The sequence below is a fragment of the Pseudomonas sp. B3G-3 genome, assembly GCF_028640915.1.
GTDB classification, from domain to species: Bacteria; Pseudomonadota; Gammaproteobacteria; order Pseudomonadales; family Pseudomonadaceae; genus Aquipseudomonas; species Aquipseudomonas chlororaphis_I.
Map to the genome: position 1 here is coordinate 95,816 of NZ_JAQZAB010000103.1, position 14,432 is coordinate 110,247.

Here is a 14,432-nt window from a genome sequence, read left to right on the forward strand (position 1 = left end):
CGAAAAGGCCCGCGGCGAGGTGATCGCCGCGGGCCTTTTTTTGCCTGGTGTTTAGAAGTAGTAGGGGAATTTCAGGCTGAAGGTGAAATCCGGCGCATCGTCGGTCAGTCCGATGGACAGGTTGGGCACTATGGTCAGGTTGTCGGTGGCCGCCACGGTCATGCCGACGTTGAAGTAACCGGCATTGGCATCGCTGGACACCACGGACTGCCAGTCGCCGCCGTCTTCCTTGAGCTTGCTCTTGCGCTGGACCAGGTCCGAGAAGGAGAACGACATACTCATCTTCTCGTTCAGGGCGAAGGCGATGCCCATGCCGATCTGGAAGCTGTCGCCGAGCTTGACCTTGCCCGGGGTCTTCAGGTTGACCGTGGAGCTGATGTCGTCGAAGGATTCTTCCAGGTTGTGGGTGTAGGAGAGGGTACCGAACAGCACCGCCGGGTCGAAGGTCTTGACCAGCGTGATACCGGGGGTGATCGACCAGACGCCGTTACCGGTCGGCAGGTCATCCGGGACGAACAGGTTGGTGTTGTCCTGGACCTGGCGCAGCTTGATGCCGAACGGCTCTTCGCCGGTCGGCGCCTTGACGCGCAAGGACAACACCGCGTCCGGGGTATTGACCGACTCGTCGAGGAACTTGTAGGCGATGCCGAAGTTCACGTCGCCGAGGGTCGGGTCCTTGGACACGGTTTTTTCGCTGGTGACGCCCGCCGCGCCGTTCTGGGCGCCGCCGGACTGGTAGGTCGACTCGCGGTAGATCACCGGCACGTTGACATCGAACTGCCAGCGGTTGTCCAGGTTGTAGCGGGCCGTGAGGTCGAGGGTCCAGTTGTCGGCCTTGATCCGGTCCAGGTTGATGTTGCCGAGGAAGATCGAATCCAGCGCCAGGAAGCCGTTGAGAATCAGCTGCCGGGTGTCGTAGCGGGAGTAGGTCAGGCCGGTCTCGACACTGAACTTGCCGCCGCCAAAGAAGCCGCTGGCTTCGTCGTACAGGTTGGACACGCTCTGTGCCGGTTGCGAATCATCCCTGAGCGATTCCCCGTAGGAGCTGCCGCCGGCCGGGGTCGGGCCTTTGCTCGTGGTCCCGGCCACCTGCTGGTTGCCACGCATGTCCGCTGGCGACTTGGCCAGGCGTTTCGGTGGTGGCGCCGCCGGTTGCTCCTCGACCTGGCGTACCCGTTGTTCCAATACCGCCAGGGCTTTCTGCTGCACTTCGTAACGTTGCTTGAGCTCCAGTAATTCTTGTTTCAGGGCCTCTACGTCGGCATCAGGCGCTGCCTGCAGCAGTGCAGCCGGGAAGAGCGTGCTCAAACATACAACTGCGCGCAGCGAGACTGATCGATACATGAGTAAGCCGTCCCTTTGAGCCTAATGATCGAGAATCAGCGTAGTTCAATATCCCAGGTTGCGAAGGCCCTTGAGCTGGGTCAGGTTGCAATCCAACGCGCCAGTACTCGCCCCGTTATTGTTGAGCACCACGTTCAGTTGGGTCATGTTGCTGACCAGGTTGCTGTCGCCCAGCAGGCGGGTGTTCTGCAGCAAGCCGCCCTGGGCCACTTGTTGCACGGCCGAGCCCTGGTTGTTATTGGCCTGGATGGCCATCTGGATGCCGCCACCGGTGGCGGACACGGCCACGCTGCCCGCGGCGTTGCTGCCGCTGATGGTTTGCCCGCTCATCAATAGCTGGCCTTGCGCCGGCACCAGCGCCGGAGCATGGCTGGCTTCCTTGACGTCGATGGAAAGGTTGTTATAGGCGGTGTTGCCATCGCCCGCCGCGCGCACGCTCTGGGTCACACCCTGGGTGGTGGCCAGGCCCGCGCCGCCGATCACGTTGCCCGAGCCCTGGGTCGGCGTCGAGCCGTTGCCGGTTTCGGTGATCGTGGAGACATAGAATTCCGGTTTGATCGTCGATTGCTGGATCTGCATCGAGGTCGTGGCGCCGATCAGATCGCCCGAGGCGTTGCGCCAGGTGCTGCTCATGACAATGCCGAAGCTGATGATCCGCCCCGGCATGACGTAGCGACCGCGGAGCTCGGAGAGTTCCTGGTCCTTGATTTCTATAGGCTTGAACCCTGCGTTGGCATACGCAGGAAAACTTGTGACCAGGCAGGCAGCGGCCAGCCAGTAAGCGCTTTTCATCTGCTGCTCCCGGAGCATCCTGCCCCTTTATCCTTAGGGCGACCCTAGAAGAAGTCGCTCTGAATGAAACCGAATTCCATCAGTTCTGCGTCTTTGACCGGGTTGAAGGTATCCAGCTTGTTCTTTGCGGTCAGCGGGTTGGGCGGGTCGAGCAAGGCGTTGGCCTTGTCGTAGCCGGGGCCGACGATGGCGAAGACGATACCGTTCCAGCCTTTGACAAAGTCTTCGTGGGAGTAGCGTTTATGGCCGAGGACGGGGTCGCCGATATAGACCCAGTCTTTGTATGCCCGCTGCATGACCACGAAGTGCTTGTAACCACGAATGTCCATCAGTACCACCACCGGAATGGAGACCGCCTGCAGTTTGTCGGGAGGTATCCGGTAGCCCCGGGCGCGCATGCCGATGCTTTCCAGGTAGCGCTTCATGTCCAGCATGGAGAAACCCTGGGTACGCACAAGGTCCTGGTCGGCGGTGGCCAGCATGCCCTTGATGACCTGCTCCTCATCGACGTCGAGCCAGTAGGCCTGGCGCAGTACCGTCGCCAGCGCGGCGGCGCCGCAGCTGAAGTCGGTTTTCTGCTCGACCAGGTCGGCGAATTTGCGCTCCCGCACGCTTTGCACCTGCTTGTACACCAGGTTTCCGCCCGGCAATACGGCCACTGGCATCTGTGCGGCCTGAGCCAGGCCCGTCAGACAAAGCAAAAGGGAGAAGGTCGCCATTCGCATGATCGCTACGCCTTGTGGGACTGTGGAAAAGCCCCGTTTCCGGGGCTTTCGTCACGCTCGTGATTACAGGCAGGCTCTGCAGCCGGCAGCGATGGACAGCGAGTTGCTTTGTTGGTTGCCGACACCCGCCGAGACGTTGGCGCCGCCGTTGCCGGAGAAGCCGTTCATCGAGCCAGACATCGACGCGTTGTTGATCACAGGGTTTTTCCAGCCGTCTTTGGTCAGCACTTGCTTCGTCCAGACGCCGGAAAGTTCGATCGTGCCTTGTTCCTTGAAGGTGAACTTCTGATCGTCGTTATCGTAGCCACCACTACGATCGCCGTAGCCATGATGACCACCGCCATGGTGATCGTCGTCGCCCTGGATCTTGCCGTAGCCGGTGCCTTTGTAGGTGCCGGAGGCATTGAACTCACTGGTAAGGGTGTCTTTTTTGTAGGTACGCACACCCTTGTTATCCACGTCCAGGCCAGTGACGGTCTGGTCGGCCGAAGCCGATGCGGTCGCTACGCGTCCGCCGGATACGGCGATTGCCAGGTTGTTTTTCTGTTGGTTGAGGTCGCCGGCGGTGACGTTGATGCCGATGTTGCCGGAGCCGCCGTTGCCAGCATTGTCGAGTGTTGCGTTGTTTTGCGTGGACCAGTTTTTCACCGTGTTGTTGGTGTTGGTCTGGGTAGCGCTGGAAGTGGCTACCGCGCTGCCGAAGATGAAGCTTTCATCGGCGGTGGCCAGGGCGACGGCGTTGTCTTGTTGGTTGCCGGCGCCGGCAGCCACGTTGGCGCCCATGTTGCCGTTGGAGTTGTTCATCGAGTCGCTGGCGTCGGCGTTGTTGTTGGTGCCGCGGTTGCTGACGCTGTTGCCCGAGCTGAACTGCTCATCGGTTACGTTGGCCGCGGCGCCGGCGGTGATTTGCAGCTTGGTTTTGAGGTCTAGACCGTCGTGGCCTCCATGACCGCCATGACCGCCATGACCACCGTGGTGACCATTGTGACCGCCATGGCCACCGTGGCCGCCATGACCGCCGTGACCTCCGTGATTGTCGTCGTTGCCCGCATGTGCGGCGATCGCCATGACTGCGGCGAGGGCAAAAACCAGTGGCTTGAGAGCCATTGTAGGTTTCATGGTGTTTCTCCGTGCTTATTTAGTTGGTTAAGTGTTGGTACCTTCCAATCGCACTGCTGCGGGTCAGTCAGCGACCCGTATGCTCAGGGTGTTAGCCATTCGGTTCCCCACCCCGGCACTCTGGTTCACCTGAATCACTCCCCGGCTGCCGGTGAAGGCCTGGTCGCTGGTAACGACCTGGCGGCTGCCTTTGGAAGCGTCAGTTGCTCCCGAGCCTGGTAACAGCGCCACGTTCTGCTGGGACAGGACGCTGTCGTCGATGCTTTGCGGCTGGGCACTGATGCTCACCCGCATTGCGTTGACCATCTGGTTGTTGGCCCCGGCTCCCTGGTTCACGCCCAGGACCCCGTTGCCGTTGCTGAAAGCGTTGCCGCCGATGCTGCTGGTGGCGTCGATCGCGCTGCTGGCCGGCGTGCCGAGCTTCTGCCGGACCACGGTGGTGGCCTGGGCGTCGGTGCCGATGGCGATGGCGCGCGTGTTGGTCTGTTGCTGCTGGTCGCCGGCGGCCTGGTTGACGTTGAAGTTGCCGTTGTAGCGGGCGCCGGAGTTGTGAAGGGTGGCGGTGTCCACCGCCTGGATGCCTGGGTCGGCCATTGCCGAAGGGCAGCCGAACAGGGCAAGCAATACGAGGGTGCGAATCATCTCATTGGCCTCCGGCCAGTCTGCCCAAAGGAGCCAGGCCAGAATTCAGCGAGCGGTTGATGGTGCCGGAGATGGCGCCACCGCTGCCGCCGCCGTGGCCGGCGCTCATGCCGGCCATGCCGTTGGGGTTGGCGACGCTGTTCAGCCCCTGCAGGTTGACGCCGTTGGGCATGACGCTGCTGCTGATCGTGGAACCGCTGCTGACCCCGGCAAAATCGCCGTCGCTCAATTCGGTGTTGCTGGTCATCTGTTTGACCCGGGCCGAAGGGTTGGCATTGACGGTGGTCGGGTAGGGATCTGGATGCAGCGGAGGGCGGCCGACGCTACGAGGTTGAACGTCGCGGTCGAGAACGATCCTGCCGTCCCTGATGTCGTCGGCAGCCTGGACCGGGAGGCTGAGCAGCGAGCCGATGGCGCAGCCGATCAGCAGGAGGTGGGTCAGAGCTGAATTGCGATTCTCCACGGCAGCATTCCCTTCTTCTGTCGCTGGCCCTAGCCGGCGTTGCGAGGGTAGAGAGCAGAAGCCGTGCCGCTTTTTTGATTGTTTCAAAAATTCAACAGGTTACGAATAACCAAGGGCGTTACAGGGACAGGAGTGTTTCAACGATGAGACCGGTGCCGCCTCCGGCAGCCCGGCAGTACCGTGGCGACGCTCTGGATCGGGAGGCTCGCGTCGGGCTGTATCAGCGTTTTAACAGATGGCTGAAGGGCAATGAGAAGCCCTTTGAATTGGCTGCTTTGCGCAGCGGCGGGTGTTTCAGGAGTGGACATTTGTCCTGCTTGCGCAGGAGAAAAAAACGCGGACACGAAAGGTATTCGGTCAACCCTGAAGCAGGCGCTCGACCAGCTCGAATGCCCGTTGCCGACGGGCTTCCCAATCGCCGCGAATCACTTCGAAGGGCTGCTGGTGTTGCACCAGCCAATCACCGGTGGCCTTGAAGAAGGCCAGGCGCTCGCTCAGTTCGGGTTGGCAGCGCTGGCCGTCGTTGCTCCAGCCGACATCTTCCGGGGAGAGTAGCAGGTGCAGGTCATAGCAGCGAGCCAGCAGCTCGGGTTCCAGCCAGTCCGGGCAGGCGCCGAACAGGGCCTGGCTCCAGAGCATATTGCTCAGCAGGTGCGTGTCGAGAATCAGCAGCGGCGGGTGTTGCGCCCGGGCCTGGTCTTCCCAGGCCAACTGGCCGCGGGCAATCTCCGGGATATCCGCCAGGCAGGTGTCGCGCCGATGCTGTTCGATGAAATGGCGGACGTACTCGCCCACCTGGATGCCACCGAAGCGCGCCTGCAAGTGGCCGCTGAGCCAGCTTTTGCCGCTGGACTCGGGGCCGGTCAGCACCAGGACCTTCATGCCGGGCGCAGCGCCGGGTCGGCCCGCCAGGCGCGCCAGCCCTGCACGGCCAGCAGGGTGAACAGCCCGTACAGTGCCGCTGTCAGGTACAGGTCCTTGTAGATGAACAGGCCGACAAAAATCACGTCGACGGCAATCCACAGCGGCCAGCATTGCACGCGTTTCTGCGCCATCCACCATTGCGCCACCAGGCTGAAGCCGGTCAGCGCGGCATCCAGCCAGGGTTGCGCGGCATCGGTCCAATGGGCCATGGCCGCTCCCAGCAGCAGGCTGCCGACGGCTCCGAGGCTCAGGCCGAACAGCATCGAGCGGGGTCCTAGCAGGCTGACCGGACGCCCCTGATGGCTGGCGCCGCCACGGGTCCATTGCCACCAGCCATAGAGTTGCAGGGCGGCGTAGACCACTTGCAGCAGCATGTCCGAATACAGCTTCACTTCGAAGAAGATCCAGCTGTACAGCAGCACCATGACCAGGCCGATCGGCCAGCACCAGGGGTTCTGTCTGACTGTCAGCCAGACGGCGATCACGCCGAGTGCAGCGGCGAACAGTTCAAGCCCGGACATGAAAACTACCTGGAAGCGGAGGAGGGTGCGGATTGTAACCAGAAGCGGCCTTGCATGTTAGTGAAGGCCGGCAACCGTGGCGGGGCGAACCCCGCCAACGGAACGTCTCAGACCCGGAACTGGCGCAACAGGCCGTTGAGCTGCTCGCTCAGCTCTTTCAGGTGCAGGCTGGCGGCACTGGACTGCTCGGCCGCCAGGGCCGTGCTGTGGGACAGGCCGGCGGCCTGGGTCACGTTCTGGTTGATGTCTTCGACCACATGGGCCTGTTGCAGGGTGGCGCTGGCGATGGAGGCGTTCAGCCCATTGAGGTTGCGCAGGGCCTGGCCGATGGCATTCAGGCTTTCCCCGGCCAGCCCGGCCTGCTCGATGGTCTGTTGCGAAGCCCGGCTGCTGTCGCCGATGACTTTCACCGCGGCTTCCGAGTGCCCTTGCAGGCGCTCGATCATCGACTGGATCTCGGCGGTGGACTTCTGCGTCCGCTGGGCCAGCAGGCGCACCTCATCAGCCACCACGGCAAAGCCACGACCCTGTTCGCCGGCCCGCGCGGCTTCGATCGCCGCGTTGAGCGCCAGCAGGTTGGTCTGTTCGGCGATCGAGTGGATCACCTCCAGCACGCTGCCGATCTGGGTGCTTTCCTGGGCCAGGGTGCGAATCACTTCCACGGCCTGGTCGATGGTGGCCGAGAGCCGGTCGATCTGTTGCAGGCTGCCGTCGATATTCACCTGGCCCTGCCGGGCCTGGGCCTCGGCGTCGCGCATCTCGCTGGCGGCGTGTTCGGCATTCTTCGCCACGTCCTGTACGCCGTAGGTCACTTCGTTGATGGCGGTGGCCACCAGCTCCATCTGCTGCGACTGCTGCTGGCTGCGCTCCTGGGCCTGGCTGGCGTTGCTGCCCAGGTCGGCGGAGGATTGCGCCAGGGCGCTGGCCGACACCTGCAACTGGCTGACGACAAGACGCAGCTTGGCGGTGAAGCCGTTGAAGTGCCGGGCCAGTTCGGTGACTTCGTCCTGGCCGTGGGTGTCGAGGGTACGGGTCAGGTCGCTTTCGCCGCTGGCGATGTTGGCCATGGCGTGCACGGTTTCCTGCAACGGACGGACGATGCTGCGAGCGATCAGCAGCACCAGCAGGGCCATGAGCAGGGCAATGGCGATACCGACGACCGAGGCCTTCACCACCTGGCTGCGGAACTCGGCCTGCACGTCATCGATGTACACCCCCGAACCGATGATCCAGCCCCAGGGCTGGAACAGCTGGACATAGGAGGTCTTCTGCACTGGCTCGCTGGCGCCCGGTTTCGGCCAGCGATAGTTGATCATGCCGGCGCCCTTGGCCTTGGAGATGGCCACCATTTCGTTGAACAGGGCAAAGCCGTCCGGGTCGCGAATGGCCGAGAGGTTCTGGCCGTCGAGCTTGGGGTTGGTCGGGTGCATGACCATGACCGGGGTCAGGTCGTTGATCCAGAAGTAGTCGCTCTGGTCGTAGCGCAGGCCGCGTATGGCGCTCAGTGCCTGCTTCTGCGCCGTCGCGCGATCGAGGCTGCCGGCGCTTTCCAGGCCCTGGAAATAGGCCAGCACACCATTGGCGGTCTGTACCACATGCTGGGTTTTCTGGACCTTGGCCTGGTACAGGTCCTCATTGATCTGCTTGAGCATCAGCATGCCCAGGGTCATCAGCATCAGTACCGCCACAATCAGGATCAGCCACAGCCGGCGGCTGATCGACATTCTGCGTAAGCTGTTCATGAATCTGTCACTCCCGATTGTTGTTCTTGTAATGGAAACACCCTGTACATCCGTCATGCGCTCCTTGCAGTCAGGTCCATCGGATTCTTGCAACGCGACAGCGTTTATCGCGTCTGTCTGCTAGGATTTCGGCCACATCGCGAAAAACCTGAATCCGGCTGATTTTTCACGGAATTTTCAGGGGCGATGATGATCCTATTGCGGCTGTGAAGTCGCGACGCACATGTCAGTGAACATTGAAGAAAAACTAAAAAGGCATGCCACGGCATGACCTTCGGGGGATTGATGGAGCTTTGGACCGCCGTACAGGCATTGATTTTAGGGATTGTGGAAGGGCTGACAGAGTTTCTGCCCATCAGCAGTACCGGCCACCAGATTATCGTTGCGGACTTGCTCAACTTCGGTGGCGAGCGCGCCATGGCGTTCAACATCATCATTCAGCTGGGGGCCATTCTCGCGGTGGTCTGGGAGTTTCGCCGCAAGATCCTTGACGTGGTCACCGGCCTGCCGACCCAGCGCAACGCCCAGCGTTTCACCATCAACCTGCTGATCGCCTTCATGCCCGCCGTGGTCCTGGGGGTGATCTTCGCCGACCTGATCCATGAATACCTGTTCAACCCGATCACCGTCGCCACGGCGCTGGTGGTGGGTGGCCTGGTCATGCTCTGGGCCGAACGCCGGCAGCATGAAATACATGCCAACAGCGTGGATGAGATCAGCTGGAAAGATGCCTTGAAGGTTGGTTTCGCCCAGTGCCTGGCGATGATTCCAGGCACCTCGCGCTCGGGCTCCACGATTATCGGCGGCCTGCTGTTCGGCCTGTCGCGCAAGACCGCCACCGAGTTCTCGTTCTTCCTGGCCATGCCGACCATGGTCGGTGCCGCGGTCTACTCGGGCTACAAATACCGCAACCTGTTCCAGCCGGACGACCTGCCGGTGTTCGCCGTTGGTTTCATCACCTCGTTCATCTTCGCGATGATCGCGGTCAGGGGCCTGCTCAAGTTCATCGCCAACCACAGCTACGCGGCCTTTGCCTGGTATCGCATTGCCTTCGGTCTGGTGATCCTCGCCACCTGGCAGTTCGGCTGGGTCGACTGGACCGCGGTCCATTCCTGATGAACGCACGCAACCAGAACCGCCCCGGCGAAGCCGCCGGGGCACGGATCCAGCAGCCACGGCTCAAGGCGGTGGTTTTCCTGCTGCTCTGCGCCTTGCCCCTGTGCGGCTCGCTGCTATTGGGTGTGAAGGGGATTTCCTGGGTGCCGCTGGCGGCCTACGGCGCGGTCAGCGTGCTGACGTTCTTCCTCTACTGGAGCGACAAGCGCAAGGCCCGCAGCGACAGCTGGCGGACCCCGGAAAACGTCCTGCATGCCGTGGAACTGGCCGGTGGCTGGCCAGGCGCCTTGCTGGCGCAACAGGCTTTTCGCCACAAGACCCGCAAGCTGTCCTATCAACTGGTGTTCTGGCTGATCGTGCTGCTGCACCAGGTGTTCTGGATCGACCGGCTGTTTCTCGAAGGCAGCCTGTTCTCGCTGTTCTAGAGTAACAACCCGACCTGTACCCGCTTGGGCAGCTTGCTCACCACCAACTGGTGGGAACGCTGCAGCAAGTCCTGCAGCTCGCCGGCGCCCAGCGGGTAGGGCGTCTGCATGATGATCCAGTGCGCCCGGGCCAGGTACGGCGCCGGCGCGATGCCGGGGCGGTCGACATGGCCGAGGAACAGCTCCTTGTCCACCTTGAACGCCAGTGACTCGCCCCGCAGGTTCTGCAGGGCGAACATCTTGTTGCCGGCCACGGAAAACACCCGCACGCCGCCCCATTTGTAGTCTTCGCGCGCACCCGGCAAGTCCAGGCAGAATTGCGCCACATCCGCTTCAGTCATGGTTTTTCCTTTTATCGCGGCCGTCATAACGTTCGGTCTCCGCAGCCTTTGAACGCTTCGCTGACATGCTCGATCCAGGCCCTTACCGCTGGCAATACCCCGCGCCGGTGAGGGTAGACCGCCTGCAGCCAACCGCCAGGCAACGACCATTGCGGCAGCAGTTGCACCAGCTGCCCGGTCTGTAGTTCTTCCTCGCAATACATCATCGGCAGGATGGTACAGCCAAGACCGGCGAGGGCGCAGGAGCGGCGCACCAGAAAATCGTCGATGCCCAGGCGTGCTTCCAGGACCAGGTCGCATTTCTCGCCCTGGGCGTCGAGCATGCGCAGATGCACCATGCGGTCGGCCTCCAGGGCACCCAGCACCGGCACCTTGTGCAGGTCTTCGGGACTGTGGATCGGCCATTCGCGGGCGAACGCCGGGCTGGCGACCATCACAGTCTGCGCCTGGCGCAGGCGCCGGGTCACCAGCAACGGATCTTCGTCGCCATGCTCGCGAACCCGCAGCGCCACGTCGATGCCCTCGGCGACCACGTCGACCCGGCGGTTGAGCAACTGCATGTCGAGCTGGACCTGGGGGTATTGCTCGAGGAAGGAACTGATGACAGTCGGCAACATATGATGGGCCAGGCCGACCGGACAGGACACCCGCAGGCGCCCGCGAGGTTCGCTGGACATGCTGGCCACGGCCTCGTCGGCCATTTCCGCTTCCAGCAGCATGGCCTGGCAGTGGCGCAGGTAACGCTCGCCGACCGCGGTCAGCTTCAGTTGGCGGGTGGTGCGTTGCAGCAAGCGGGTGTGCAGCCGCTCTTCCAGCTCGGCGATACGCCGCGACAAACGGGATTTGGGCACCCCGAGTAAACGCCCGGCGGCGGCGAAACCACCGGCTTCCACCACCTTGGCGAAGTAATAAAGATCGTTGAGGTCTTGCATAGAATGACTCGACTGTCCTGCTGATGGGACAAACTATCGCATTTGTGCCGACTAATCAGCTATTGGTTTCATCTGTAGGATTGTCCTCAATTGATCGCCCGGTGGCGATCCTCACTTGGAGAATCCCAGATGAAACTGCTGCATATCGATTCGAGCATCCTTGGTGACAACTCGGCTTCCCGTCAGTTGAGCGAAAGCGTGGTCAAGGCCTGGAAAAACGCCGACGCCAGCGTTGAGGTGACCTACCGCGACCTGGCCGCCGACGCCATCAGCCATTTCAGCTCCGCCACCCTGGTGGCCGCCGGTACTCCGGCCGAAGTGCGTAACGCCGCCCAGCAGCACGAAGCCGAGCTGAGCGCTTCGACCCTCGCCGAATTCCAGGCCGCCGACGCCGTGGTGATCGCTGCGCCTATGTACAACTTCACCATTCCGACCCAACTCAAGGCCTGGATCGACCGCATCGCCGTGGCCGGCCAGACCTTCCGCTACACCGAAGCTGGCCCTGAAGGCCTGTGCGGTGGCAAGAAAGTCGTGGTGGTCTCCACCTCCGGCGGTCTGCACGCCGGCCAGGCCACTGGCGTGGCTCACGAGGACTACCTGAAAGTGCTGTTCGGTTTCCTCGGCATCACCGACATCGAATTCGTCCGCGCCCACGGCCTGGCTTATGGCGACGAAGTCCGCACCAAAGCCTTGAACGACGCCCAGGCGCAAATCAGCGAGCAACTTTTCGCTGCCGCGTAAGGCTTGTGTAAAAGTCGCTTACGCCCCAGGCAAGGCCCTTTAAACTCTGTATTCTGATGCCCTCCAGGCAGCGGGATACGGAGTTTTTCGTGTTCGTGCTTTTTTCGTTCTGGCCCGGGTTATGCAAATTGCAGTGCATACAGCGGCGTGATCCGGCCGACAACCCAGGCATCAGGCCAGCGAAACCCTGGCCAGTGAAGCAATCAACCGGCGTTTTCATCAGGTAGGGAAGGTGGTGCATCCATGATGCGTCTTTGGGCAATGTCACTGATCTGCCTGCTTGGCGGCCCGATTATCGTGCACGCCGCGCCCGCGCCCCATCCGCATTGGAGCGTGGGTTTCCATGAGATGAGCTTTCTCGACCCGCTGGACCAGCAGCCGATGCGCGCCATTGCCTTCTATCCCTCCACCGGCATCGAGCACCACAGCAAGGTCGAGGGTTACCAGATTGCCGCCTCCCGGGATTCGAAGATCGCCATCGGCCGTTTTCCGCTGTTGATGCTGTCCCACGGCAATACCGGCACGCCGCTGGCCCTGCACGACCTGGCCACCTCGCTGGCGCGCAAGGGCTTCGTGGTGGTGGCGGTGATTCATCCAGGTGACAACTACAAGGATCACAGCCGGCTGGGCACCCTGAGCAATCTCTATGGCCGGCCGATCCAGATTTCCGAAGCCATCACCGCGACCCTGGCCGACCCGATGCTGTCGCCTTTCGTCAATGCCGGGCAGGTCGGGGTCATCGGTTACTCGGCCGGCGGTGAAACCGCGCTGATCCTGTCCGGGGCGACTCCCGACCTGGATCGCTTGCGCCGCTATTGCCAGGAGCGCCCCGACGATCACGATGCCTGCAATACCCAGGGCGAGCTGATCGTCGATCGCGACGACTTGCAACCGGTTGCCGACCCGCGGGTCCAGGCCTTGCTGCTGATGGCGCCGTTGAGCCTCAAGTTCGGGCGGCAGACCCTGTCTGGCGTGCATGTGCCGGTGCTGCTGTACAGCGGCGACGTCGACAAGCTGGTGGCCCTGGACAAGAACGCCGCGGCCCTGGCCCGCAAGCTGCCGGTGGCGCCGGACTTCAGGCTGTTGGCCGGGGCCGGGCACTTCGTGTTCATGGCGCCGTGCACCGAGGAGCAGTTACTGAGCATGCCGGCCTTGTGCACCGACGCCGATGGCGTCGACCGCGCGGACATCCACCGTAGTCTGATTGCCGAGGCCGGCCGCTTCTTTGCCCAGGCCCTGGGCAAGCCGAGCCGGGCCGGGATGCAGACCGCGGATCAGTGAGTCAGGCGTCGGCCCGGCGCATGAGCAGCAGGGTCAGGCCCAGGGCGCTGAGCGACAGCAGCGCCGCGCAGAAGAAAATCCACGAATAACCCAGGTTCAACGCCACCGCGCCCATCAGAGGGCCGGCAATCGCCAGCGCCAGGTCGAAAAACACCGCGTAGGCGCTCAGGCCGGCACCGCGGCTGGTGCTGGGCACCTGCTTGATCGCTTCCACCCCCAGCGCCGGGTACACCAGCGACAGGCCGAAGCCGGCGAGCCCGGCGCCGATCATGGCGAACGCCGTCGAGGGCGCCAGCCACAGCAGGATCAGGCCCAGGGTCTCGATGCTCATGCAGGCGATGGCCGCGCGATAGCCACCAAAACGGCTGATGCTGGAGATGAACAGCAGGCGCGAGAGGATAAAGCAGACGCCGAATACCGTCAGGCAATAGGCCGCGCCGGTCCAGCCACGGCTGAGGTAGAACAGGGTAATAAAGGTGGTCAACGTGCCGTAGCCGATGGACGCCAGGCTCAGGCCGGCGCCGTACGGCGCGATACGGCCGAACACCGCGCGAAATGACAGGCGCTCGCCACGGATCACCGGCACCGACGGCTTGTTGCGGATCAGCAGCAGGGCCAGGGCCGCCAGCAGCGACAAGGCCAGCCCCAGGCTTTCGAAACCGTAGTCGGCGACCATCACCACCCCCAGCGGCGCGCCGATGGCAATCGCGCCATAGGAGGCGATGCCGTTCCAGGAAATCGAGCGCGCGGTGTGTTCGGCGCCGACTTGGCCCATGCACCAGCTGATGGTGCCCACGCCGATCAGGCCCTGGGCCACCCCCAACAGCAAACGTCCGAGCAGCAGGATGCCCAGGCTGAGCAGCGGCATTGCCAGCAGCAGGGTGGACGCCAGGGTCAGCAGCCCGCTGAGGAAAATCCCCGCCAGGCCGTAGACGATCGCACGTTTGGTGCCGAGGTTGTCCGACAGGCGCCCGGCCATGGGCCGGCTGAGGAGGGTGGCCAGGTACTGCGCGCCGATGGTCAGCCCGGCCACCACCGCACTGAAGCCCAGCTCGCCGTGGACGTAACCGGGTAATACCGCGATTGGCAGGCCGATGCAGAGAAAAGCGATAAAGGTATAGAAGACGATGGAGACGATCTGCAGGGTGATCGCCATGGAGCTGGGCACGGGCTTTTGTTGCGCAGACATGAGGGCTCGTTCGCGGGCGGGCGGTTGGAGAACTGCATCATGGCGCGGGCTGGAAATAAAAGGAAGCAGGCTAACGATTTCTTTATGGCCGGCTATTTGTGGGGGCAGGGAGGACGTCATCGCGGGCAAGCCTCG

Annotated in this window: 16 protein-coding genes; 4 read left to right on the forward strand and 12 right to left on the reverse strand. The window is 62.7% G+C overall.

Annotation, left to right across the window (positions count from 1 at the left end; genetic code table 11):
* Positions 1–51 precede the first annotated feature (51 nt).
* The 9 genes from PVZ80_RS13960 to PVZ80_RS14000 form a co-directional block, all read right to left on the reverse strand.
* On the reverse strand, positions 52–1,344 hold the full coding sequence (locus PVZ80_RS13960) for a transporter (protein ID WP_009048885.1): 1,293 nt from the start codon (positions 1,342–1,344) through the stop codon (positions 52–54).
* 45 nt (positions 1,345–1,389) lie between these two features.
* Entirely contained in the window at positions 1,390–2,136 is a 747-nt protein-coding gene (locus PVZ80_RS13965) for a hypothetical protein (protein ID WP_039968451.1), read from the reverse strand.
* 44 nt (positions 2,137–2,180) lie between these two features.
* Positions 2,181–2,861 (reverse strand): C39 family peptidase, encoded by a 681-nt coding sequence (locus PVZ80_RS13970; protein ID WP_009048887.1) that lies wholly within the window; start codon positions 2,859–2,861, stop codon positions 2,181–2,183.
* A gap of 63 nt (positions 2,862–2,924) precedes the next feature.
* Entirely contained in the window at positions 2,925–3,980 is a 1,056-nt protein-coding gene (locus PVZ80_RS13975) for a hypothetical protein (RefSeq protein WP_009048888.1), read from the reverse strand.
* 63 nt (positions 3,981–4,043) lie between these two features.
* Positions 4,044–4,622: a hypothetical protein gene (locus tag PVZ80_RS13980; protein ID WP_009048889.1), complete on the reverse strand. Its 579-nt coding sequence runs from the start codon at positions 4,620–4,622 to the stop codon at positions 4,044–4,046.
* Position 4,623: 1 nt separating this feature from the next.
* Positions 4,624–5,085, reverse strand: a complete 462-nt coding sequence (locus PVZ80_RS13985; RefSeq protein WP_009048890.1) for a hypothetical protein — start codon at positions 5,083–5,085, stop codon at positions 4,624–4,626.
* A gap of 357 nt (positions 5,086–5,442) precedes the next feature.
* On the reverse strand, positions 5,443–5,967 hold the full coding sequence (locus PVZ80_RS13990; protein ID WP_009048891.1) for an AAA family ATPase: 525 nt from the start codon (positions 5,965–5,967) through the stop codon (positions 5,443–5,445).
* Positions 5,964–6,530, reverse strand: coding sequence for a nicotinamide riboside transporter PnuC (gene pnuC, locus PVZ80_RS13995; protein ID WP_009048892.1), 567 nt, complete (start codon positions 6,528–6,530; stop codon positions 5,964–5,966). Before pnuC ends, PVZ80_RS13990 begins: the two co-directional genes overlap by 4 nt.
* Before the next feature lie 107 nt (positions 6,531–6,637).
* The gene (locus PVZ80_RS14000; RefSeq protein ID WP_009048893.1) at positions 6,638–8,272 is read right to left on the reverse strand and encodes a methyl-accepting chemotaxis protein; all 1,635 of its coding nucleotides are present in this window, start codon (positions 8,270–8,272) and stop codon (positions 6,638–6,640) included.
* A 285-nt stretch (positions 8,273–8,557) separates the two neighbouring features.
* On the opposite strand from PVZ80_RS14000, the gene PVZ80_RS14005 reads away from it, so the two are divergent.
* Together PVZ80_RS14005 and PVZ80_RS14010 are read left to right on the forward strand one after the other, a co-directional pair.
* The gene (locus PVZ80_RS14005; protein WP_009048894.1) at positions 8,558–9,388 is read left to right on the forward strand and encodes an undecaprenyl-diphosphate phosphatase; all 831 of its coding nucleotides are present in this window, start codon (positions 8,558–8,560) and stop codon (positions 9,386–9,388) included.
* Positions 9,388–9,813 carry a DUF1294 domain-containing protein gene (locus PVZ80_RS14010; protein ID WP_009048895.1) on the forward strand — a complete coding sequence of 142 codons (426 nt, stop codon included), beginning with the start codon at positions 9,388–9,390 and terminating at the stop codon, positions 9,811–9,813. The genes PVZ80_RS14005 and PVZ80_RS14010 overlap by 1 nt, the downstream gene beginning before the upstream one ends.
* Here PVZ80_RS14010 and PVZ80_RS14015 read toward each other — a convergent pair.
* Positions 9,810–10,154, reverse strand: coding sequence for an MmcQ/YjbR family DNA-binding protein (locus PVZ80_RS14015; RefSeq protein WP_009048896.1), 345 nt, complete (start codon positions 10,152–10,154; stop codon positions 9,810–9,812). The genes PVZ80_RS14010 and PVZ80_RS14015 overlap by 4 nt on opposite strands.
* Positions 10,155–10,177: 23 nt before the next feature.
* Positions 10,178–11,086, reverse strand: a complete 909-nt coding sequence (locus tag PVZ80_RS14020) for a LysR substrate-binding domain-containing protein (protein WP_009048897.1) — start codon at positions 11,084–11,086, stop codon at positions 10,178–10,180.
* 129 nt (positions 11,087–11,215) lie between these two features.
* On the opposite strand from PVZ80_RS14020, the gene PVZ80_RS14025 reads away from it, so the two are divergent.
* Both PVZ80_RS14025 and PVZ80_RS14030 read left to right on the forward strand, forming a co-directional pair.
* The gene (locus PVZ80_RS14025) at positions 11,216–11,827 is read left to right on the forward strand and encodes an FMN-dependent NADH-azoreductase (protein ID WP_009048898.1); all 612 of its coding nucleotides are present in this window, start codon (positions 11,216–11,218) and stop codon (positions 11,825–11,827) included.
* A gap of 243 nt (positions 11,828–12,070) precedes the next feature.
* Positions 12,071–13,108 carry an alpha/beta hydrolase family protein gene (locus PVZ80_RS14030; protein ID WP_009048899.1) on the forward strand — a complete coding sequence of 346 codons (1,038 nt, stop codon included), beginning with the start codon at positions 12,071–12,073 and terminating at the stop codon, positions 13,106–13,108.
* Between the two features lies 1 nt (position 13,109).
* Here PVZ80_RS14030 and PVZ80_RS14035 read toward each other — a convergent pair whose 3' ends face one another.
* Positions 13,110–14,297 carry an MFS transporter gene (locus PVZ80_RS14035; protein ID WP_053268989.1) on the reverse strand — a complete coding sequence of 396 codons (1,188 nt, stop codon included), beginning with the start codon at positions 14,295–14,297 and terminating at the stop codon, positions 13,110–13,112.
* Positions 14,298–14,432 lie beyond the last annotated feature (135 nt).

Bases quoted from the DNA above. Each gene is read 5' to 3' on its own strand.
- PVZ80_RS13960 (WP_009048885.1), bottom strand. From the start codon at position 1,344: ATGTATCGATCAGTCTCGCTGCGCGCAGTTGTATGTTTGAGCACGCTC.
- PVZ80_RS13965 (WP_039968451.1), bottom strand. From the start codon at position 2,136: ATGAAAAGCGCTTACTGGCTGGCCGCTGCCTGCCTGGTCACAAGTTTT.
- PVZ80_RS13970 (WP_009048887.1), bottom strand. From the start codon at position 2,861: ATGCGAATGGCGACCTTCTCCCTTTTGCTTTGTCTGACGGGCCTGGCT.
- PVZ80_RS13975 (WP_009048888.1), bottom strand. From the start codon at position 3,980: ATGAAACCTACAATGGCTCTCAAGCCACTGGTTTTTGCCCTCGCCGCA.
- PVZ80_RS13980 (WP_009048889.1), bottom strand. From the start codon at position 4,622: ATGATTCGCACCCTCGTATTGCTTGCCCTGTTCGGCTGCCCTTCGGCA.
- PVZ80_RS13990 (WP_009048891.1), bottom strand. From the start codon at position 5,967: ATGAAGGTCCTGGTGCTGACCGGCCCCGAGTCCAGCGGCAAAAGCTGG.
- pnuC (WP_009048892.1), bottom strand. From the start codon at position 6,530: ATGTCCGGGCTTGAACTGTTCGCCGCTGCACTCGGCGTGATCGCCGTC.
- PVZ80_RS14000 (WP_009048893.1), bottom strand. From the start codon at position 8,272: ATGAACAGCTTACGCAGAATGTCGATCAGCCGCCGGCTGTGGCTGATC.
- PVZ80_RS14005 (WP_009048894.1), top strand. From the start codon at position 8,558: ATGGAGCTTTGGACCGCCGTACAGGCATTGATTTTAGGGATTGTGGAA.
- PVZ80_RS14010 (WP_009048895.1), top strand. From the start codon at position 9,388: ATGAACGCACGCAACCAGAACCGCCCCGGCGAAGCCGCCGGGGCACGG.
- PVZ80_RS14015 (WP_009048896.1), bottom strand. From the start codon at position 10,154: ATGACTGAAGCGGATGTGGCGCAATTCTGCCTGGACTTGCCGGGTGCG.
- PVZ80_RS14020 (WP_009048897.1), bottom strand. From the start codon at position 11,086: ATGCAAGACCTCAACGATCTTTATTACTTCGCCAAGGTGGTGGAAGCC.
- PVZ80_RS14025 (WP_009048898.1), top strand. From the start codon at position 11,216: ATGAAACTGCTGCATATCGATTCGAGCATCCTTGGTGACAACTCGGCT.
- PVZ80_RS14030 (WP_009048899.1), top strand. From the start codon at position 12,071: ATGATGCGTCTTTGGGCAATGTCACTGATCTGCCTGCTTGGCGGCCCG.
- PVZ80_RS14035 (WP_053268989.1), bottom strand. From the start codon at position 14,297: ATGTCTGCGCAACAAAAGCCCGTGCCCAGCTCCATGGCGATCACCCTG.